The organism is Massilia eburnea, assembly GCF_050709955.1.
GTDB lineage: Bacteria > Pseudomonadota > Gammaproteobacteria > Burkholderiales > Burkholderiaceae_D > Rugamonas > Rugamonas eburnea_A.
The window spans coordinates 1-21,368 of the sequence record NZ_JBNZFX010000024.1 but is presented as its reverse complement, the minus strand read 5'-3'; the positions used below and the strand labels follow the sequence as shown (position 1 = coordinate 21,368).

General features: G+C 59.9%; 16 protein-coding genes and 4 pseudogenes. 13 read left to right on the top strand and 7 right to left on the bottom strand.

Annotated features, from left to right (window positions below; genetic code table 11):
• The 3 genes and pseudogenes from ACQ4MM_RS13355 to ACQ4MM_RS13345 all read left to right on the top strand — a co-directional run.
• The coding region (locus ACQ4MM_RS13355) for a 4Fe-4S dicluster domain-containing protein (protein WP_431477823.1) at positions 1-138 on the top strand (138 nt) is incomplete at its 5' end.
• Between the two features lie 160 nt (positions 139-298).
• Positions 299-1,173, top strand: a pseudogene (locus ACQ4MM_RS13350) (flagellin).
• A gap of 75 nt (positions 1,174-1,248) precedes the next feature.
• Complete coding sequence (locus ACQ4MM_RS13345; protein WP_431477822.1) at positions 1,249-2,208, top strand: hypothetical protein; 960 nt, start codon at positions 1,249-1,251, stop codon at positions 2,206-2,208.
• Here the strand turns inward: ACQ4MM_RS13345 and ACQ4MM_RS13340 are convergent.
• Positions 2,138-3,107: pseudogene (locus ACQ4MM_RS13340) on the bottom strand (LysR family transcriptional regulator). The gene ACQ4MM_RS13345 and the pseudogene ACQ4MM_RS13340 sit on opposite strands and share 71 nt — an antisense overlap.
• Before the next feature lie 126 nt (positions 3,108-3,233).
• Here ACQ4MM_RS13340 and gcl point away from each other — a divergent pair.
• From gcl to pyk, 5 genes and pseudogenes are all read left to right on the top strand, one after another.
• Positions 3,234-4,975, top strand: a pseudogene (gcl, locus tag ACQ4MM_RS13335) (glyoxylate carboligase).
• An 11-nt stretch (positions 4,976-4,986) separates the two neighbouring features.
• Positions 4,987-5,759: pseudogene (gene hyi, locus ACQ4MM_RS13330) on the top strand (hydroxypyruvate isomerase).
• A 19-nt stretch (positions 5,760-5,778) separates the two neighbouring features.
• Positions 5,779-6,666, top strand: coding sequence for a 2-hydroxy-3-oxopropionate reductase (gene glxR / locus ACQ4MM_RS13325; RefSeq protein ID WP_431477821.1), 888 nt, complete (start codon positions 5,779-5,781; stop codon positions 6,664-6,666).
• A 1-nt stretch (position 6,667) separates the two neighbouring features.
• Positions 6,668-7,939 carry a glycerate kinase type-2 family protein gene (locus ACQ4MM_RS13320; RefSeq protein ID WP_431477820.1) on the top strand — a complete coding sequence of 424 codons (1,272 nt, stop codon included), beginning with the start codon at positions 6,668-6,670 and terminating at the stop codon, positions 7,937-7,939.
• 28 nt (positions 7,940-7,967) lie between these two features.
• Positions 7,968-9,389 carry a pyruvate kinase gene (pyk, locus tag ACQ4MM_RS13315; RefSeq protein WP_431477819.1) on the top strand — a complete coding sequence of 474 codons (1,422 nt, stop codon included), beginning with the start codon at positions 7,968-7,970 and terminating at the stop codon, positions 9,387-9,389.
• A gap of 153 nt (positions 9,390-9,542) precedes the next feature.
• Here the strand turns inward: pyk and guaD are convergent, their stop codons facing one another.
• Both guaD and uraH read right to left on the bottom strand, forming a co-directional pair.
• Positions 9,543-10,844 carry a guanine deaminase gene (guaD, locus tag ACQ4MM_RS13310; protein WP_431477818.1) on the bottom strand — a complete coding sequence of 434 codons (1,302 nt, stop codon included), beginning with the start codon at positions 10,842-10,844 and terminating at the stop codon, positions 9,543-9,545.
• Between the two features lie 9 nt (positions 10,845-10,853).
• Positions 10,854-11,207: a hydroxyisourate hydrolase gene (gene uraH, locus ACQ4MM_RS13305; protein WP_431477817.1), complete on the bottom strand. Its 354-nt coding sequence runs from the start codon at positions 11,205-11,207 to the stop codon at positions 10,854-10,856.
• Between the two features lie 129 nt (positions 11,208-11,336).
• On the opposite strand from uraH, the gene ACQ4MM_RS13300 reads away from it, so the two are divergent.
• The 3 genes from ACQ4MM_RS13300 (at position 11,337) to ACQ4MM_RS13290 (ending at position 15,076) form a co-directional block, all read left to right on the top strand.
• A complete protein-coding gene (locus tag ACQ4MM_RS13300) occupies positions 11,337-12,158 on the top strand; it encodes an outer envelope protein (protein ID WP_431477816.1) in 822 nt (273 codons plus the stop codon).
• Between the two features lie 74 nt (positions 12,159-12,232).
• Positions 12,233-13,585 carry a uracil-xanthine permease family protein gene (locus ACQ4MM_RS13295; RefSeq protein ID WP_431477815.1) on the top strand — a complete coding sequence of 451 codons (1,353 nt, stop codon included), beginning with the start codon at positions 12,233-12,235 and terminating at the stop codon, positions 13,583-13,585.
• Between the two features lie 111 nt (positions 13,586-13,696).
• On the top strand, positions 13,697-15,076 hold the full coding sequence (locus tag ACQ4MM_RS13290) for an 8-oxoguanine deaminase (RefSeq protein WP_431477814.1): 1,380 nt from the start codon (positions 13,697-13,699) through the stop codon (positions 15,074-15,076).
• Between the two features lie 31 nt (positions 15,077-15,107).
• Here ACQ4MM_RS13290 and ACQ4MM_RS13285 read toward each other — a convergent pair whose 3' ends face one another.
• The 3 genes from ACQ4MM_RS13285 to ACQ4MM_RS13275 all read right to left on the bottom strand — a co-directional run bounded on the left by ACQ4MM_RS13285 (position 15,108) and on the right by ACQ4MM_RS13275 (position 18,376).
• Positions 15,108-15,485 carry a DUF3060 domain-containing protein gene (locus ACQ4MM_RS13285; RefSeq protein WP_431477813.1) on the bottom strand — a complete coding sequence of 126 codons (378 nt, stop codon included), beginning with the start codon at positions 15,483-15,485 and terminating at the stop codon, positions 15,108-15,110.
• A gap of 94 nt (positions 15,486-15,579) precedes the next feature.
• Positions 15,580-16,617 (bottom strand): TolB family protein, encoded by a 1,038-nt coding sequence (locus tag ACQ4MM_RS13280; RefSeq protein ID WP_431477812.1) that lies wholly within the window; start codon positions 16,615-16,617, stop codon positions 15,580-15,582.
• A 7-nt stretch (positions 16,618-16,624) separates the two neighbouring features.
• Positions 16,625-18,376 (bottom strand): alpha/beta hydrolase, encoded by a 1,752-nt coding sequence (locus ACQ4MM_RS13275; RefSeq protein ID WP_431477811.1) that lies wholly within the window; start codon positions 18,374-18,376, stop codon positions 16,625-16,627.
• Between ACQ4MM_RS13275 and ACQ4MM_RS13270 the strand changes: the two genes are divergently transcribed.
• Positions 18,370-18,819 carry a DUF6130 family protein gene (locus tag ACQ4MM_RS13270; RefSeq protein ID WP_431477810.1) on the top strand — a complete coding sequence of 150 codons (450 nt, stop codon included), beginning with the start codon at positions 18,370-18,372 and terminating at the stop codon, positions 18,817-18,819. The genes ACQ4MM_RS13275 and ACQ4MM_RS13270 overlap by 7 nt on opposite strands.
• A 33-nt stretch (positions 18,820-18,852) precedes the next feature.
• On the opposite strand, the gene ACQ4MM_RS13265 is transcribed toward ACQ4MM_RS13270, so the two are convergent.
• Entirely contained in the window at positions 18,853-20,241 is a 1,389-nt protein-coding gene (locus tag ACQ4MM_RS13265; RefSeq protein ID WP_431477809.1) for a hypothetical protein, read from the bottom strand.
• Between the two features lie 232 nt (positions 20,242-20,473).
• Between ACQ4MM_RS13265 and ACQ4MM_RS13260 the strand changes: the two genes are divergently transcribed.
• Positions 20,474-21,368: hypothetical protein (locus tag ACQ4MM_RS13260; RefSeq protein ID WP_431477808.1), on the top strand; the 895-nt coding region annotated here is incomplete at its 3' end.

The following is a 21,368-nucleotide window of genomic DNA, read 5'->3' as shown; positions in this document are numbered from 1 at the left end:
GACGAAGGCCAGGACCGCCTGCAGATCAATGCGCAGAATTGTGTACATTGCAAGACTTGCGATATCAAGGACCCGACCCAGAATATCGTCTGGATCACGCCAGAGGGCGGCGGCGGCCCGAACTATCCAAATATGTAACAGCAAAGGGGCTTCGGCCCCTTTTTTCATAGGGCCGCAAAAAAATTCGAAAAAATTTCCACTCGGCATTTAATGCCCCTGACTGTACGGTCGTCTTGTACTTCTGAGAGCGCAGAAAAAGACTCGCTGCTCAAACCGACCAAACCACCCAGGAGTTATCATGCTGAGCCTTCACACCAACGCTGCCGCCCTGTCCGCACAAAAACTCGATCGGCCGCACCCAGTCGTCGCTGTCGACCTCGATGACCCGCCTGAGCACCGGCTTCCGTATCAACTCGGCAATGGACGACGCAGCCGGCCTGCAGATCGCCACCCGCCTGAAGTCGCAGACCAGCGGCATGAGCGTCGCAATGCGCAACACCCAGAACTCGACCTCCCTGCTGCAAACCGCAGAAGGCGCGCTGGACGAAGTCGGCAACATGCTGACCCGCATGAAGGATCTGGCAACCCAGGCAGCCGACGCCTCGTCGAACGCCGCCGACAAGACCGCAATGCAGAGCGAATACGACGCACTGGGCAAGGAACTGGCTAACGTCATGACCAACACCAGCTTCGGCGGCCAGAAACTGATGCAAGGCGGCACCCTGGCTGCAGCCATGACTTTCCAGATCGGCGCTTCGACCAGCGAAACCATGACGCTGGACCTGTCCGCCACCTTCGGCCCAGTCGCTACCGCCGGCACCATCGGCGCTAACATCCAGGCTGCTACCTCGGTGTACAACATTCCAGGCACCCCAGGCGTCGAACTGACCACCGCCGCCAACGCCACCATCGACAAGCTGTCGGACCGCGATCGATACCGTCGCTTCCGCCCGTTCGAGCCTCGGTGCAGCAGCCAACCGCCTGGACCACGTGTTCAACAACCTGTCGAACATCTCGACCAACACCAAGAACGCAACCGGCCGCATCATGGACGTGGACTTCGCTTCCGAATCCGCGAAGATGACCTCCTCGCAGATGCTGCTGCAAGCCGGCACCGCAATGCTGAAGCAGACCAACAGCCAGTCCTCCCTGGTCCTGTCCCTGCTGCAGTAATTCCGCAGTGTGGCCTGAAAAAGCCAACCGTGCGCGGTTGGCTTTTTTTATATCGCCGTATTACTATCAGTTTGTATGGCAATCGATCGCGTCACTCCTTCCAATTCGAGCCTGAGCATTCACGACCGCCAGGTCCGGGAAAATCCCGGCCAGGTCAATGCCCAGCCGGTTCCGCCGGTTGCCCAGCCGCCGGGCGATGCGCCCGAGTTCGCGCTGCAAAGCGGCCTGCCCGCGTCCGTCGGCGCACTGATCGAGGCAATGGAAGGTGCGCAGCAAAACCAGCTGGTTCGCAGCACGGCTGCCGCAGGGGCAACCATCGGCGCCCTGCTGTCGCAGGAAGCGCTGTCGATGCAGCCAAACCAGTTGTTCCCCTTGCGCCAGATGGTCTGGCACACTCCGGATACCAATTTGCTGGCCGCCTCATGGCAAGTCATGGTGCGCACCTATGGCGATCAGCGCGCCGCGCTGCAGCAGCAGAATGAAGGCCGGCACGTGCCGGCCAGCCTGTTCATGGCCGACCCGCCGCCGCCCGTGTTGCGCGATAGCCGCCCTTATCCGGGCCTGGTGTCCGAGCTGGATGCCTGGCGTTTTGCCGTCTACGCCTGGGGTGCCGAGAAGCTCACGCTGCGTGTGGTGGCGCGCGATCCCGGCCAGGAAGAAGGGCCACCGGAGCAGCGCCGCCGCAGGCCGCGCGTGGCACTGCGCCTGGAAATGAACTTGCCCGACATCGGCAAGATCGTGATACAGATGGAGCCATCGGAACTTGGCGTGGTGCTGGAAATCGGCGCCGCCAGCAATGAAGCCATGCAGCAGATGCGGGAGCTGTTGCCGCGCCTCGCCACCATCATCGGCCAATGCGGCCTGCAGATCGTGCGCGCGCGCCTGATGCGCGAGCTGACGCCGGTCAACCATCTCGAGAACGATCCGTCGCGCACCCAGGTTTCGCTGCTGACCGCCTCGTTGTTCAAGGCGATGGCGGAAATTGCCGTGTTCCTGTCGCAGCCGCGCTTGCCGGAACAAGCGCTGTCGGCCTAGTCCAGTACCCCGGCTGCGCATAGACTTCCTTCAATTCGTCGATGAAGAAGCGTATCTTCGCCGGCAAATGCCTTTGCTGCAGGTAGACGGCCATGATGTCGTAATCCGGCAGCGCAAAATCGTCGAGTACCGTAATCAGGCTGCCTTCGGCAAGCTGCGCCTGGATTTCCCAGGTTGAACGCCAGGCCAGGCCCAGGCTTTCGCACGCCCAGCGGTGCAGCAGCTCGCCGTCGTTGCAGTCCAGATTCCCCTGCACCCTTACCGTTACCGGCTTGCCGCCCTGCTGGAAGTACCAGCCACGCTGCTGGCCGCCTTGCAGGTTGAAGGCCAGGCAGTTGTGCTGCGCCAGGTCGTCCAGCGTGCGCGGAATGCCATGACGCTCGAAGTATTCCGGTGTACCGCAAACAACACGGCGGTTCTTCGCCAGCCGCACCGCCACGAAACTCGGGTCGATCACGCCACCGATGCGGATGCCCAGGTCGTAGCCTTCCCTCACCAGGTCGATCACCTGGTCGGTCAGGTTGAAGGATAGCTGCACGTCCGGATTGGCAGCCAAAAACGCCGGCGCGTGCGGTTGCAACATGCTGGCGCCCAAACGAGGCCGGGGCCGACACGATCAAGTGGCCGGTGGCCTTGTGCCGTCCTTCCGAAATATTGCGCTCGGCGATGTCCAGGCCAGAGAGAAGCTTGCGGCAATCTTCAAGGAAAACATTGCCCTGCTCCGTCAACGTCAAATGGCGCGTTGTGCGGTGCATCAGTTTCACGCCCAGGCGCTTCTCCAGCGCGTCGATCCGGCGCCCCAGCATCACGGGCGTGATGTTCTGTTCCAGCGCGGCGCGCGCCAGGCTGCCCTTCTCGACCACGGCCACGAAGGCCTCAATTTGCTTCAGCTTGTCCATGATTTCGATTATTCCATACCCAGTGTATCGAATGAAACGATTTTTTGTCGTCTTATCAGGGGAACTCATCGCCTATAGCATACAAAACATCAACAACAGAGCTTGCATGCATATCAGGAGATCACCATGGCAAAAATGACGGCAGCCGAAGCGGCTGTCCACGTACTGCAGAAGGAAGGCATTTCGGTTGCATTCGGTGTACCGGGCGCCGCCATCAATCCGCTGTACGCCGCACTGAAGAAGAACGGCAAGATCAAGCACATCCTGGGCCGCCATGTTGAAGGCGCTTCCCACATGGCTGAAGGCTATACCCGCGCCGCTCCAGGCAATATCGGCGTCTGCATCGGCACCTCCGGGCCTGCCGGCACCGACATGATCACCGCCTGTACTCGGCGCAAGCGGACTCGATCCCGATCCTGTGCATCACCGGCCAGGCGCCGCGCGCCCGCCTGCACAAGGAAGATTTCCAGGCCGTGGACATCTCGTCCATCGCCAAACCGGTCACCAAGATGGCAACCACGGTCCTGGAACCGGCCCAGGTGCCGCGCGTGTTCCAGCAAGCCTTCCACCTGATGCGCTCCGGCCGTCCGGGCCCGGTGCTGATCGACCTGCCGTTCGACGTGATGATGGCGCAGATCGAATTCGATCCGGAGACCTACACCCCGCTGGACGCCTTCAAGCCGCGCGCCTCGCGCGCCCAGGTCGAGAAGGCACTGGAGATGATGAACGACGCCGAACATCCGCTGATCACCGCAGGCGGCGGCATCATCAACGCCAACGCTTCCACCCTGTTGCAGGAATTTGCCGAGATAGTCAACGTGCCCGTGATCCCGACGCTGATGGGCTGGGGCACCATCCCCGACGACCACCCGCTGATGGCAGGCATGGCCGGCCTGCAGACCAGCCACCGCTACGGCAATGCCACCGTGCTGGCTTCCGACTTCATCATCGGCATCGGCAACCGCTGGGCTAACCGCCACACCGGCTCCGTCGACGTGTTCACCGAAAGCCGCACCTTCGTGCACGTTGATATCGAGCCAACCCAGATCGGCCGCGTATTCGGCCCGGATCTCGGTATCGTGTCCGACGCCGGCTACGCGCTGGAACTCTTCATCGAAGTGGCCAAGGAATGGAAGGCCGCCGGCAAACTGCGCGACCGCACCGGCTGGGTGGCCCAGTGCCAGCACCGCAAGCGCACCATGCTGCGCCGCACCGACTACGACAACGTACCGGTCAAGCCGCTGCGCGTGTACGAAGAGATGAACAAGTACTTCGGCCGCAATACGCGCTACGTGTCCGCCATCGGCCTGTCGCAGATCGCCGCCGCGCAGTTCCTGCACGTCTACCAGCCGCGCAACTGGATCAACTGCGGCCAGGCTGGCCCGCTGGGTTGGACCATCCCTGCCGCGCTGGGCGTGCGCGCCTCCGACCCGACCACCGACATCGTGGCAATTTCGGGCGACTACGACTTCCAGTTCCTGATCGAAGAACTGGCCGTGGGCGCGCAATTCAAGCTGCCTTACATCCATGTGCTGGTGAATAACTCATACCTGGGCCTGATCCGCCAGTCGCAGCGCGGCTTCGATATGGACTTCTGCGTGCAGCTGTCGTTCGAAAACGTGAATGCGCCGGAATTGAACGGCTACGGCGTGGACCACGTGGCCGTGGTGGAAGGCCTGGGCTGCAAGGCGATCCGCGTGCACAAGCCGGACGACATCATCCCCGCCTTCGAACAGGCGCGCGAACTGATGGCGAAATTCAGTGTACCGGTGGTGGTGGAAGTGATACTGGAGCGTGTCACCAATATCGCGATGGGTACCGAGATCAACGCCATCAACGAATTCAACGACATCATCGACGCCGCTTAAGAGGAACTGCAATGCCAAATTTCGCTGCCAACCTGACCATGCTATTCAACGAGCAGCCTTTCCTGGAACGCTTCGGCGCCGCCGCGCGCAACGGCTTCAAGGGTGTGGAATTCCTGTTCCCTTACGAGTTCGAGCCGCAGCAGGTTCACGAGCAACTCGAGAAGCACAAGCTGGAAATGGTGCTGCACAACCTCCCTGCCGGCAATTGGGCCGGCGGTGAGCGTGGCATCGCTTGCCACCCGAACCGCATCGGCGAGTTCGAACAGGGCGTGGAAACGGCCCTGGCCTACGCCAGCGTTCTGGAAACCCAGCGCATCAACTGCCTGGTCGGCATCAAGCCGGAAGGCGTGGCCGATGCCGATGCCCGCGCCAACGCTGGTGAGCAACCTGAAGTTTGCGGCTACCGCGCTGAAGAAGGCCGGCATCCCGCTGCTGATCGAACCGATCAACACCTTCGATATCCCGGGTTTTTTTCCTGTCGGGCACCCGCCAGGGCCTGGACCTGATCGAATCCGTCGGTTCGGACAACCTGTTCCTGCAGTACGACATCTATCACATGCAGCGCATGGAAGGAGAACTGGCCAACAGCATCAAGAACCACCTGTCGGTGATCAAGCACGTGCAGTTGGCCGACAATCCGGGCCGCTACGAGCCGGGCACCGGCGAAATCAATTACCGCTACCTGCTCAACTTCCTCGACGAAATCGGCTACGACGGCTGGGTGGGCTGCGAATATAAACCGAAGGCCGGCACCGAAGCAGGCCTGGGCTGGCGCAGCGTTTAAAACTTAAAGGAGACACATTATGCAAAAACTCGGATTCATCGGCCTCGGCATCATGGGTGGCCCTATGGCAGGACACCTGCAGGCAGCCGGCCACAAACTCTACCTGCACGACGTGAAAAATCCGCCGGCCAACCTGGTCGAAGGCGGCGCCACCGTCTGCACCTCCGCGATGGAAGTGGCAAAACGCGCCGACATCATCTTCCTGATGGTGCCCGATACGCCGCAGGTGGAAGAAGTCCTTTTCTCCGAGAACGGTATCGCCGCCGGACTGAGCGCGGGCAAGATCGTAGTGGACATGAGCTCGATCTCCCCGATCGCCACCAAGGAATTCGCCAAGAAAATCAACAAGAAGAGCTGTGCCTACCTGGACGCCCCGGTCTCCGGCGGCGAAGTAGGCGCCAAGGCGGCCTCGCTGACCATCATGGTTGGCGGCCCGCAGGAAGCCTTCGACACCGTCAAGCCGCTGTTTGACCTGATGGGCAAGAACATCACCCTGGTCGGCGGCAACGGCGATGGCCAGACCACCAAGGTCGCCAACCAGATCATTGTGGCGCTGAACATCCAGGCCGTGGCGGAAGCGCTGCTGTTCGCATCGAAGGCCGGTGCCGATCCAGCCAAGGTGCGTGAAGCGTTGATGGGGGGATTTGCCTCTTCGCGCATCCTGGAAGTGCACGGCGAGCGCATGGTGAAGCGCACCTTCAACCCTGGCTTCCGCATCGCCCTGCACCAGAAAGACCTGAACCTGGCATTGCAAGGCGCCAAGGCGCTGGGCGTGTCGCTGCCGAACACATCAACCACGCAGGAGCTGATGAACGCCTGCGCCGCCAACGGTTTGTCCGGCCTCGACCACTCCGCACTGTGCCAGGCGATCGAACTGATGTCCAACCACCGCATTTCGCAGGCCTGATATGACGTCCGCACCAGCCCCTCGCGAGCTCCTGCTCGACCTGTATGACGCAGCCATCGGTGCGGTCCACCCGCGCAACCTGGTGCGGGACTACCTGCCGCCACCACCCACCAATGGCAGGACTTTGGTGATTGGCGCGGGCAAAGGTGCTGCCGCCATGGCACAAGCCGTGGAACGTAGCTGGCAAGGTCCGTTGTCCGGGCTGGTAGTGACCCGCTACGGCCATGGTGCGGACACCCAGCATATCGAAGTGGTGGAAGCATCCCATCCGGTGCCCGATGACGCCGGCCAGAAAGCCGCGGCGCGCATGCTGGAAATGGTGCAAGGCCTGACCGAGAACGACCTGGTACTGTGCCTGATTTCCGGCGGCGGCTCGGCCTTGCTGGCGCTGCCCGCCGAAGGGATTTCGCTGGCCGAAAAGCAGGCGTTGAACAAGGCGCTGCTGAAAAGCGGCGCTACCATCGGCGAGATCAACTGCGTGCGCAAGCACCTGTCCGCAATCAAGGGAGGCCGACTGGCTCTGGCCTGCGGCAAGGCGCGTGTGGTGACGCTGCTGATCTCCGACGTGCCTGGCGACGATCCTCGCGTGATCGCCAGCGGTCCTACCCTGCCCGATGCCTCCACCAGCTCCGAGGCGCTGGCAATCCTGTGCAAGTACCAGATAGAGATTCCGAAAAGCGTGCTGGCGCACCTGCAATCGGCGGCCAGCGAAACACCGAAGCCTGGCGATGCACGTTTCGATCACCACAGCCACCACGTTATCGCCACGGCGCAGCATGCGCTGGAAGCTGCTGCCGAGAAGGCTCGCGAGGCTGGCCTGACACCGTACATCCTGTCCGACGGCATCGAAGGCGAAGCGCGCGACATCGGCTTGATGCATGCCGCCCTGGCGCGCCAGGTGGTGGCGCGCAGCCAGCCGTTCCAGCGTCCTTGCGTGATCCTGTCCGGCGGCGAGACGACCGTCACCGTCCGCGGCAACGGGCGCGGTGGCCGCAACGTCGAGTTCCTGCTCAGCTTCGCGCTGGCGATGGAAGGTGCTGATGGCGTGCACGCAATCGCCTGCGACACCGACGGCATCGACGGCTCTGAAGACAATGCCGGCGCCATCTACTCTCCAGATTCGCTGGCCCGCGCCGATGCCAAGGGCGTGAGCGGCAAGCACCTGCTGGCCAACAACGATGCCTACAGCTTCTTCAGCGCCCTGGACGACCTGGTGGTCAGCGGTCCGACACGCACCAACGTGAACGACTTCCGCGCCATCCTGATTCTTTGATCGATTGAGAATAGAGAGAGACACCTATATGCGTCGCGAACGCAAAGCAAAAATAGTAGCAACCCTCGGCCCAGCAAGCAGCGATTACGCCACCATCAAGGCGCTATTCGAAGCGGGCGCCGACGTCTTCCGATTCAACTTCAGCCACGGCAGCCATGCCGACCACCAGGCCCGCCATGGCATCGTGCGCGCCATCGAAAAGGAACTGGGACGCCCGATCGCCATCCTGGCCGATTTGCAGGGTCCCAAGCTGCGCATCGGCCAGTTCGAAGGCGGCAAAGTGACCTTGAATGCAGGCGCGGAGTTCCAGCTGGACCAGGCGCCGGCACCGGGCAGCGCCTCGCGTGTCCGCTTGCCGCACCCTGAGCTATTCGCAGCCGTCAGTGCCGGCCAATCGCTGCTGCTGGACGATGGCCGCATCAGGCTGGAAGTTCTGGCCAGCGACGCGGAGATCATCCGCACCCGCGTGGTGAACGGCGGCGTGCTGTCCGACCGCAAGGGCGTGAACGTGCCGGACGCCGTGCTGCCTATCCCTGCACTGACAACGAAAGACAAGGCCGACCTCGAATTCGCGCTCGGCCTGGGCGTGGACTGGATCGCGCTCTCCTTCGTGCAACTGCCGGAAGACGTGGTGCAGGCCAAGGAACTGGTGCAAGGCCGCGCCGGAGTGCTATCCAAGCTGGAAAAGCCGGCCGCACTGGACCGGCTGGAAGAAATCGTCGGCGTTTCTGACGCAATCATGGTGGCGCGCGGCGACCTGGGCGTCGAACTGCCGCCAGAGCGCGTGCCTGGCGTGCAAAAACGCATCGTGCGCCTGTGCCGCAAGCACGGCAAACCGGTGGTCGTCGCCACGCAGATGCTGGAGTCCATGGTCAGCGCACCGGTGCCGACCCGCGCCGAGGCATCCGACGTTGCCAACGCCGTGTATGAAGGCGCTGATGCCGTCATGCTGTCGGCCGAATCGGCCAGCGGAGCCTATCCGGTGCAGGCGGTATCGATCATGGACCGCATCATCTCGGAAGTCGAGCGCGATCCACTGTATCCGGCCATGATCGAAGCCCAGCACCAGGCGCCGCTGTCGAATAAGGGCGATGCCATCAGCGCCGCCATGCGCGACGCTGCCCGCATCATGGGCGCGAAAGCCATGGTTGCCTACACCACCTCGGGCCATAGCAGCCTGCGCACCGCGCGCGAGCGGCCGATGGCACCGATCGTCAGCATCACGCCAAAGCCGGAAACGGCGCGCCGCCTGGCGCTGGCCTGGGGTGTGCACAGCACCGTGAGCCAGGATGTGAATAGTGTAGATGAAATGGTGGCGGCGGCTTGCCGTACCGCGCTGCGTGAAGGATTCGTCAAACCCGGCGACCAGATCGCCATCGCCGCAGGGACGCCGTTCGGTCAGCCAGGCAGTACCAACCTGCTGCGCCTGGCCGAGATCTGGCCCCAATAGGCTTCAAAGTACAGACTTTCTCTTTTAACGCCGGTCCTCCAACCGGCGTCTTTTTTTCGCTTTTGGGTCTGACCCTTGGGTCTGACCCAGGTTTACCGGTTTACGCCGCCAAAACCGGCAAAGCAGGGTCTGACCCGCATAGGCTATGGTCAACTATTCGCCACGCTGGTGTACTTGAACGCCTGCCGCATAAGTAGCTGCGATAGCGCGATCGTCGCCCAGCAAAGCCAGCGCGAACAGCAGTTCTTCCAAGCTATCGCAGCGAGTGGTGCGGCGCTCCAGCAAAGGCGTCGCCTTCGGATCGAGCACGATAAAGTCCGCCTCGGCGCCGGCCGAGAAATTACCCACCGTGCCTTCCAGGTGCATGCTGCACGCACCGCCAAGCGTCGCCATGTAAAACATGCGCAGCGCTGGCAAGTAGGTACCGCCCATGCGCGCCACCTTGTAGGTCTCGTTCATGGTCTGCAGCATGGAGAATGAGGTCCCTCCGCCGACGTCTGTCGCCAGCGACAGCGCGACATGCTGCCGGTCCGCGGCAGCGAAGTCGAACAGTCCGCTGCCCAGGAACAGGTTGGACGTGGCGCACATCGACACGGCTGCGCCGGTGTCAGCCATCCGTGCGCGGTCTTCGTTGTCCAGCCAGATGCAATGCGCATACATGGAGCGTGGGCGCAGCAGGCCGTATTTATCGTACACGTCCAGGTAGCTGCGCGCATCCGGGAACAGCGACTTGACCCACGCCACTTCATCCGTGTTTTCCGCCACGTGCGTCTGAACGTATGTGTCCGGATAGGCTCGCGCCAGTTCGCCGCACATATGCATTTGCGCTTCGGTGGAAGTCGGTGCAAAGCGCGGCGTAAGAGCGTACATATTGCGGCCCTTGTTGTGCCAGCGATGAATCAGCTCCTCGCTCTCGCGCGCCCCGGTTTCCGCAGTGTCCTGCAGGAAGTCCGGGCAATGGCGGTCCATCATCACCTTGCCGGCCGCCATGCGCAAGTTGCGCGCTTCCGCAGCCCCAAAGAAGGCATCCACCGATTCCGGATGCACGGTGCAGTACACCATGGCAGTGGTAGTACCGCAACGCAGCAGCTCCTTGACAAAGAAATCGGCCACCTCCCCTGCGTGCGCCGGGTCCTTGAACTGGCGCTCGGTGGGGAAGGTGTAGGTATCGAGCCAAGGCAGTAGTCCTGGCGCGGGCGAGGCGATCATGTCCGTCTGCGGATAATGGATGTGGGTGTCGATAAAACCCGGCATGATGATCCTGCCGCGGTAATCGCGCACCTGGATATCCGGCGGCAGGGTGTTCTTCAACTTCGCGTAATCGCCAGCCGCCTGTACGCGGCCTGCGTCAAGCACCAGCAGCCCGTCCTCATGCCAAGCATATGCGTTGGCATGGAAGGTTGGATCCGCCGTGAAATGCAGGACGCTGGCGCGGAACGCTTTCAAAGTAGTCATGACACCTTCCTAGCTGCCGCGGTAAGTCGAATAGGCCCACGGCGACACCACGATCGGCACGTGGTAGTTCGCATCAACATCTGCAATGCCGAACGCAATAATCACTTCGTCGACAAAGCGCGGTTCCGGCAGCGCCACTCCTTGCGCAGCAAAGTAATCGCCGGCACCAAAAACCAGCTCGTATTTGCCAGCGACGACCTCGCCCCCAGTCAGCAAAGGCGTCTCGCAACGGCCGTCCTGGTTGGTGGTGTCGGTCTTCAACAACACTTTTGTGTTGCCCTCAACGCGGAAAAGTTTGACTTTGACGCCTGCGCCAGGCTTGCCCTGGGTGATATCCAGGACGTGTGTACTCAGTTTGCCCATATGGTCTCCTCTTGTGAATGAGGAAAATCATATACGGCAGGCCATTGCGATATATACACCGTGGTGAATATCAATCATGACCTGCACGGACATAATCGGGACTCCATATCAAAAAATACAGGAGACACCATGCAGCAAGCATTACGCGTAGCGGCAGCAGGCACCATCGCTGTCCTGGCCCTGGCGATGGGCGCACAACAAGCCAGCGCCGCCGATTGGAGCGACACCTCCGTTGGCTACCGCTACGGCACCAAATTCGCCGAGCCGTACAACCCGAACGACATCAACAAGCAGATCCTGAACTGGACCTACGTCGACGGCTACAAATACGGTGGCAACTACATGAACCTGGACTTCCTGCGCTCCGACGGCAAGGATAACAACGCGCACGAAGCCTACCTGCTCTACCGCCACACCCTGGACCTGGGCAAAGTAAGCGGCAAGGACTTCAAATTCGGTCCGGTACGCGGCGTCGGCATCACCGCTGGCTTCGACTGGAACACCAAGAACGACGACAGCTACAACTCGCGCAAGCGCATGATCGTAGCCGGCCCTACCCTGATGCTCGACGTGCCGGGCTTCCTGAATGTGAGCCTGCTCGGTATGTGGGAGAGCAACCAGCCGCTCGGGGTCGCCAAGCGCTACAAATACGACACCCACGCGATGCTAAGCGCAGCCTGGGGCATCCCGCTCGGTTCCGGCTTCAGCTTCGAAGGCTACGCCAACTGGATCGGCAGCAAAGGCAAGGACGAATTCGGCGGCCAGACTTCGCCGGAGGTGAACGTCGACGCGCAAGTGATGTACGACTTGAGCGGCCACCTGGGCGCCAAGCCGAATACCTTCAAAGTCGGCCTGGAGTACCAATACTGGCGCAACAAGTTCGGGAATCCACATAACATCCCTGGCAGCACAGCCAAAACCCCGATGATCCGCGCGGAGTACCATTTCTAAACACTGACCCACAGCGGCATGCCGGATAGCACCGGAAAAAGTAGTTCAGACAAAAATCCTATAACGGAGACACCATGAACAACCTGCTATACCAGGTGGACGACCGTCCACCACCAATCACAACCGCCCTGTTGGCAGCCCAGCACATGCTGGCTGCCCTGGGCGGCATCATCGCCGTCCCACTGGTGGTGGGCGCGGTCCTGAAACTCCCCGCCGACCAGGTGGTTGCCCTGGTCAACGCCGCCCTGTTAGGCTCCGGCATCGTCACCACCATCCAATGCATCGGCGTAGGCCGAGTCGGCATCCGCCTGCCCTGCGTGATGGGCACCAGTTTCGCCTTCGTCGGCGCCGCCATCAGCGTCGGCCTGGAACATGGCGTAGCCGGCATCCTTGGATCATCGCTGGCCGGCTCCGCAATCATGATCCTTGGCAGCTTCTTCATGCCGCAGATCCGCAAGCTGTTCCCGCACCAGGTGACGGCGGTGGTCGTGACCATGATCGGCTTGTCGCTGGTACCCGTTGCGGTCGACTGGGCAGCCGGCGGCAAGAACGCCGGCGCGAACTACGGCGATCCTACCAACCTAGGTATCGCGCTGTTCGTGCTGGCCACCGTGATCGCACTGGTCCAATTCGGAAAAGGCATCGTCTCCGCCTCCGCCGTGGTGATTGGCATTGCAATTGGCTATTGCGTTTGCCTGGGACTGGGCCTGGTGAATTTCGCTGCCGTGCAGAAGGCCTCAGTGTTCGCCGTTCCGCAGCCGCTGTACTTCGGCATGACCTTTCCACCCAGCGGCATCCTTGCCATGGCGCTGGCGTACGTGGTGACCATCGTGGAAACCACCGGCACCTTCATGGCGCTGGGCTCCGCCACCAACACCAAGATGAAAGGCAAGCTGCTGTGCAGGGGCGTGCTGTGCGACGGCCTGGGTTCAGCCTTCGTATCGGTGCTGGGCGCGCCACCGGTTTCGACCTTTGCGCAAAACGTTGGCGTCATTTCGCTGACTGGCGTGGCAAGCCGCTACGTGGTGGCGCTGACCGGGGTATTTCTGGCGGCTGCCGGCCTGTTCCCGGTACTTGGCGCGATTGTCGTAACGATTCCGCAACCAGTGCTGGGCGGTGCGGGCCTGATGATGTTCGCGATGATTATTGCGGCCGGCGTACAAATGCTGTCCAACGTCGAACACGATAAGCGAACCGGCCTGCTGATCGCGGTATCCGTGGGCTGCGGCCTGGCCGTATCGGTCCGTCCGGAACTGCTATCCAAGCTGCCGGCCTTCGTGCACGAGATTTTCGGTTCGGGTATCTCCACCGCCGCCATCGTCGCCGTGCTGCTGAACCTGGTGCTGCCGGATCGCCCGGTCGCCGAACACGACGAGGATGAGGAAGACGATGTGCCGCAGCCTATGCTGATTCCAAAAGTCGGCTAAACTCCCCCGGTCCTGCACCGCAAGTGGCAGGACCGATCCTTTCCCTGACATTGTTTCCGCATTGCCGCGCGCATTGTTTCCGCAGTGTTTAATCATTTCGAGAAGAACTGAATGAGCAAAACTCTCCTGATCAAAAATGCGCGCGTGGTTGTCACGATGGACGAACAGCGCCGCGAAATCGACAACGGCGCCATCTTCGTGCGCGACAATGTCATTGAACAAGTCGGGCCGACGTCCGAGCTGCCTCTATCGGCCGGCGAAGTCATTGACGCTGCCGGCCACGTGGTGATGCCAGGTTTGGTCAACACTCACCATCACATGTATCAAAGCCTGACGCGCGTCATCCCCACCGCGCAGAACGGCGAATTATTCACCTGGCTGACCAACCTGTACCCGATCTGGGCCAACCTGGATGCAGAGATGGTGCACGTGTCGACGCTGACGGCCATGTCTGAACTGATCCTCTCCGGCTGCACCACCAGCAGCGACCACCTGTACATCTACCCGAACGATTGCAGGCTCGATGACAGCATCGAAGCCGCAAGCAAGATCGGCATGCGCTTCCACGCTGCCCGTGGCTCCATGAGTGTTGGCCAGTCGAAAGGCGGCCTGCCGCCGGACTGCGTCGTTGAAGATGAAAAAGCGATCCTGCGCGACACCCAGCGCCTGATCGAGACATATCACAACGCAGAACGCCACGCCATGCAGCGCATCGTTGTCGCGCCCTGCTCTCCCTTTTCCGTCTCACGCGACCTGATGAAAGAAGCTGCCGCACTCGCACGCAGCCATGGCGTATCGCTGCACACCCACCTGGCGGAGAACGTCAACGACATCGCCTACAGCCGCGAGAAGTTCAATATGACGCCAGCTGAATACGCAGAGGACTGCGGCTGGGTGGGCCACGACGTGTGGCACGCCCACTGCGTGCAGCTCGATGACGACGGCGTCTACATGTTCGCGCGTACCAATACGGGCGTCGCACACTGCCCGTGCTCGAACATGCGGCTGGCATCTGGCATTGCGCCAGTCCGCAAGATGGTCGACGCAGGCGTTCCGGTCGGCCTGGGCGTCGACGGCTCTGCGTCCAATGATGGTGCCCACATGCTGGGTGAAGTGCGGCAAGCCATGCTGCTGCAGCGCGTCGGCTTTGGCCCCGATGCGATGACCGCACGCCAGGCACTGGAGCTGGCCACATTGGGCGGCGCAAAAGTGCTGAACCGCGACGACATCGGCGCACTGAAGCCAGGCATGTCGGCCGACATCGTCATGTTCAAGCTGGACCAGGTAGGATTTGCCGGCGCGCTCCACGACCCGGTCGCCGCACTCGTATTCTGCACACCGGCCAACGTCAGCTACAGCATCATCAACGGCAAAGTCGTGGTGAAGGATGGCATCCTGCAAACCATCGACCTGCCATTGACGATTGAACGCCATAACCGACTGGCTGCCGACCTGGCACTGGCGACGAACTCGCGCAAGATCGCCCGATAGTTCACAGGAAATCGCCGGAGCTCAGACCTTCTTACTTGATGCGGGTAACGCTGTGCCCAGTGCCAGTGACGGATTGCGCGATCTTGCCTTCAGATTTCCAGCGCACCGTGTGGTCTGTTCCGGTGACTTCGAGCCGGCCTTTCGGCTTTACTTCGACAGTCACGGTATTGCCAACGCCCAGGACCTCCACCGCACCGCAAACTCCGGTGGTTGTCACAATGTGGCCCGAGCCAACTACTTCAAGCTTGCGGCCGTCGCAAGGAAATGTACGCTTGTGTCCGCTGCCACTGACGCTGATCAGTTTATCGGTCACTTCTACCTCGCCGACCGCGTCTTCCTGTGCGAAGGCGCCGGTCATCACCATCATTACGACGCTCGCAGCTGCTGCTTTTTGAATGCCCAGTTTCATACCAACTCTCATAAAGTTACAAAAGAGGCAATTCTAGGTGAATGACCAAAAGAGGCGCGTACGATTGCCCGAAAGGCAGCTCGCCCAGTCAGGACTACCAGGTAAAGTTCCTCGACGACTTCAACTCCTCAGGAAGCTCCGCCATATTTCCGCTGCTCGCTTCATATACCAGGTATTGATCGAAGCGATGCCTGATGACGAGATGGTCCTCATCCAGCCAACCCGATATAAGCATCCGCCCACAATAGGCAACGCCTATGCTGCCGACCGTCTTTATGCTGCCATCCCGGTTTCGAATCTTGAGCACGTACTGTTGTGAATCGGCTTTATTTTCGACAAACGCGTGCCACGTTCCCTTGGGAGAGCCCTCCGACTCGGGTTCGCGAGCAGAGCGAGGAAGCAAGTCCTCGAAAACGGGAATCTCCATGCCGTTTCGCATGAACGCATGCCGCGCGATTTTCGGTTCGACCCTACCTGCAAGCTTCTCCATTGATTTCGACGCTGGCCGATAAGAGAGGTACTCAAAAGGGACTTCATTTCCGTTATGACGCATGCTGCGCACAAGAATCAGCAACTCGGTGCCGTCTTTTGACCACCTGGCCGAAGGCCCTATCTCCTTCTCCGGAATGGAGACAGGCAGCCTTAACTTGGTCTTCCGCATTGACGCAGTATCGAAAAGGAAGAGACCAACTTCAGAAACACTGACGACGAGGTATTTGCTGTCTGGTGAAAATATAGGGGTACGTGCTCCGAGCGCGGGATGCTCGTAGACCAGCCGAACAGAATTGGTCTGCCGGTCAAACAGCCAATACTGCATTCTTGTGTCCCCGGCACGCACTCCCAAATAGCTTATCCAGCGGCCATCCGCAGACTGCGCCATGTCCACGCCATTCACAAATTCGTGTTCAGCCAGGCGCTTGCTGTCTTGATTGATCAGGTCTGCTTTGGCGAACTGCCCATCACGGCGCATGAAATAGACCGGCGTTTTGATCCCCATTGATGCCAGCGGTACGTTTTTCGCTTGAGACGAAATGCTTCCGCATACGGGAAGCGCAGCAGAACAACGGGGCGGCGCGGACGAGTACAGGATCACGGCCGAAAGTACTGCTGCCAAGGGAAATGACTTGTTCATGTCGTGGTTATTTCGCGGCAGGCGTCAACACTGACTTAGGCCGGGCTACTGCATACATCTCCCAGCTGATTTCATGCAGCAAAGCCATCTTGTTCTCGCCCTGCTGGTAGAGGTCGAAATGAGTCTTGTTGGGGATAAACCGGAAATCTGTCTTGGCCTTCAGCCCTTCCATCACAGCCTGGAGCTTTTGCGCAGAACCATCCAGGTAGAAGGTGTCGGCGGTACCTACGAACAGATGGATTTTTCCATCCAGGTCTGCTTTCAGCGCTGGCCAATCGCGCTTCATGCGGTGGGCAATGTCGAAATTCTCGCGCCAATAGGCAACGACGGCGGGATCAACGCTGCCTGTATCGCGGTCAAACATCGGCTGCGGGCCACCAGCCGCGCTGCGTGGCGAGAACACCCACTCCATCGATGCGAGCTGGCCACCATATGAGCCAAGCACGCGCTCCAACTTGGCGAACTCCTCAAACGTGCCCAGCACCTTGTCGTGGTCGCGAACCAATGGATAGGCGCTGCCATCCGCTTTGCGGAAGACGTTAGCCTGTGGCGCATAAAGGTCGACGCCGGTGAAATCGCGGAAGTCTGACGGGTCCGGCGACGTCGACCAAGTACCGCCAAACAGTTTGGGATAGCGCGTCTGCAGCCAAAGCGTGGCCCAACCGCCCGATGAATGGCCGTTCAGGAAGCGGCCACTGGCCTTGCCGTCCATCCGGTAGTTTTTCTCGAGGTAGGGAATCAATTCGGCGGTCAGGGCCTGGCCCCACGGACCGTTGTTGACCGAATCCGCGAATTCATGCGTCCCGGTAGGACTGGATTCGTCCAGCAGCACCCAGATCATGGGAGCCATCTTGCCGCTGGCCATGGCTCCGTAAAGGTCCGCCAGCAATGGCACAAGGCGCGGCGCATTGCCTCCAAAGCCGTGCGTAAAGTAGACCGTTGGATAACTGACTTTCGCCTTCGCATCATAGCCTGGCGGCGTCAACACCCAGCCATCCATCTTCACTGAGCGGCCCCAGAATGCACTCAGCGCCGGACTTGTGAAATCAATCGGCTGGACATGCAAATGCGCAGCTTCCAGCGCCGTGCGCTCGTTCTCGGATGCGGACTCCCGTTTCCATGGATCTTTCGCCGGCAAGGTCTTGGTCAAGCGGATCGTAGGCATGTCGGTAGCAGGCAGGTGCAACTTGACTACATCACTGACCCAATCGCCCGCGCCACGGCCGGTGTAGTTATAGCTGTGATCTACATCCAACACAGCCTGGACATAGTAGTCGCCAGGCGGGAGCTGCGAGTACGCCGTGGGAAACGCAAGGTCGTCGCCATCGATCTCCACGCTTTGGCCGGGCTGGATGCGGCTGACCTCTCGTGCCGTCACTGCGGTTGCGGTCGCGGCGAAAGGATCTGCGTCCACCACGGTCACTTCACTGGATTTTTGCTTGGACTTCTCAAACGCTTCCGATTCGGCGGACTTGGCGTCCCTGGCAAAGACCAGCAGGCGGCCATTGGTGGCCTGGTTAGCGCTTGCGTCCAGCTGGATCTTGATGAATTGCTTGCCTGGGGCGGTAGCCGCCTGCGCACCGGCCACGCTGGCCAGCGCCAGGATAAGCGGCAATGCAGCTGTCTTTAAGCAGGTATTCATCATGTCTCCTGAGTTTTGGGTTCTCGGGATTGTAACGAGCTTCTGGAGGTGTAATCTATCAAATTGTCGCCGTCCAAAGCAGTCATCAACTTTCCTTGAAAGGAATAGCCATGCCAAACCTGTTCTGTATGGTGATTTGTGCCTTCAACGGCGCGATACTTTCAGCCGACGCCCTTGCGCAAGTGGACCTGCCTCCGCCAGTCATCCCTCTCTCTTCCGAAGGGCCCGCCAAACTGGTCGTCTATCCACCGCAACCGGAGGCGCTTGCGAGGGGCGTAGTGATCGTACAGTTCCGCACGGAGAACCTGCGCATCATGCCAGTGTTTGGCCCTAAGGCAGCTGACGTGTCACCGCACCTGGGTCACATGCACGTGACAGTCGACGACTGGCACGGTACATGGGCGCACACCAGCGGCGACCCAGTTATCGTGGTCGGATTGACTCCCGGCCCACACAAGATTCTGCTTGAACTGGCCGACCCTAATCACAAGATTCTGACAAGCCAGACTGTCAACGTAGCCGTGCCAGACACCAAAGCCAGCAAACCTCATCAACACTAGTAGCGGCCCGCGGGGAAAGTATCCATGCAACCTTCAATACGCAATTCTCAAATCCGGCTTTTCCGAACGCGCCCGATGAAACACAATAGATTTATCTGACGCGTCCCACGCGAACGCCTTGCCGTCATATGGGTCGCGTAGCTCTGCGCCGCTTACGCTTTCTGCCAGACGCACGACCTCGACACCTTTGCTACGAAGTTGGGTCGCAAGAAGAGCCGCCCTGCGTACTCCTTCAAGGTTTGCTACATTGAACCCATACTGCGCATAAATTCCCGGCTCATTCAGATTGGCGACTATAGTTCCCGCAAAATTGTAGATTCCGAGATCATAAAAGTCCTTCCTGGCGAAGTCCTTGGAAGCGAACAAAGCGTCCGCGGCACGAGTAATGGCAGGATGGTCTCGATCGAAAAGCTCCGCGGTGGCAAGCAGGCGCCCAGCGCTGATATTGAGCGTGGCCTGTGGCTGGAAAAGGTATTTGCCAAATAGCTTTCCCATCAGGGAATTTGAGCCAAGGATATCGTCAGACTCCTGAAAATGGCTTGAGCGTATCGCAGGGCCCATCAGCTTGTCAGCGAAAATCAGTTCGTTGGCCATAGCCCTGGTCATCGAACGTTCACGAACAGAAAACGGTTCGAGCCACCCATCCGGCACAGCTTTCCTGGCTTTGCTTGCGGGCAGACGACGCAACACAAGATTTCCCAATGCAAAATGCCGTTCCAACGCGCTTGCCGCGATCAATTTTGGAACCACGCTTGAACTGTCCACCAAAGCCATACGCCAGAACTGAAGGTCTCGTTCCAGCAGGCGCTTGCAGGCCACATCGCCACCTTTATCGGCAACTACCCATGCTTTAAAAAGCATGAGGCGTTGCGCCTCCAGTACATCGCCAAACGGGGCAAACGGGGCATGTGCATCGCTTGGCCATAGTTCTTGCCATTGCTTGAACTCGATCAGGCGTTCATAACGCGCGATCAATTTTACTTCGCGTTGAGTCCAGGTACTTAGCTGTACTCGATTGCGCTCCAAGGCATCTGCACAGGCGCGATTGTTTTCTTTGCAGGTGACTACCAGCGACTTCAAATCCGGGTCCCGCGATTCGGAAGAAACGCGCTTCTCTCCGGGCACCTCAGGCATCGCACGGTTACTGGGGCTAGCCATGTATTGGCGCAACCATTCCACGCGAGAGAGACCTACGACGCTGGCGTCGGCGTCCTCCGGCGCTGAAAATCCCATGACATACACGAAGGCGTTGTCTCGGTCCGCAACCGGCGCCGTGCTTTCGGCAATTTTTCGCAACTTAAGTGCGGCCTCGGAAGGCGGTTCATCCTTGCGATTGATGAACATCACGACAAGTACTGCCGTGAGTACCAGTAAAAGCACACCAACTATGGATTTAAACAGAAATGACTTCAGCTTTCTCAAGAAAATCTAACTCCCCATGCACTGGAACGACCACGATAAGCAGGACAGGATATCATGTTGCCAAGAAGAAAATTCGCCATTGAGAAAGCGTAGACCGATCAAATTGTTCACTCCCATCCTGTTAAGCCTGATTCGGCATCGTAATGGCATCAGTGCCTGGGTGAGCCTCGCGTCATCTGACAAACAGATTCCGTCGGTCTCCAGCTGTACTTTGGACGCTTTGAGCAGCGCTATGCTGCCCTACAAGAACGCGCTATCGGAAGATTGGCATGCATTGGGCAACGCGCGCGACATCGAATCCGTGTGGCCGGCATTTTGGCGAATTTTCTGGGCCACGCTTTCAGAGCCACAGGAATCGGCACCCGCCGCAATGCCGCAGCTGCTCACGCCGCGCGCGAAACCCATCGCGACGGCGGCCCATCCGCGTGCATTCAAAGGCACTAAATTCCAACCACCCAAAGCACCGCAGGTTGACCTGGACCTGCATGCCTGGATGGCGGACGACCGTTTGCTGGATGGCTTTTTTTCGCGACACGACTTCGAAAACCGGCCAGTGTTGGGGCCGGACGGCCAGGCCTTGCCAAACAGCTTGTTCAACAATGGCCAACCGACTGTTGCGCAGTTACTTGGGCTGCAAGGACGAGGGGAAAGCACACCCGTCGCGTTCTCACGCCATTTTCTATGGTTGTTGCGAAACAAGCCGCCTGAAAAGTGCCTCGTCTGGTTGAGATTATGGCGAGCGTTAGGCACGCCGACGCATGGAGAACTCCTGCCGATTCTGGCGCGCCTGTGCGCGTTGGATAGTTCGGCCTGTAGCTGGGCAGATTTGTCCTTGAACTTGCCGGCGTCGCGACAAACTGTTTTCCTCTTATTGCTTCTCAAGCATCAGTCCTACCGCCTGTCAGTTTCCCTTTTAAGCACCGAGCAACTCAGTGCGCTGAATGCGCTCAGCAATGATGATGCGCATTTCCGGGCCTATCTCGACATCGTGCTGGACAATCTCACGCGTGGCGTGAGTGCCGCATACACGCTGATTGGCTGCCAATTGCCAGCCACGAGCGGAGATTCCGAGGTTTTGACTAGAGGCCTCCACGCAGAATTTAATGCGGATGAAGTTCCGGTCACTG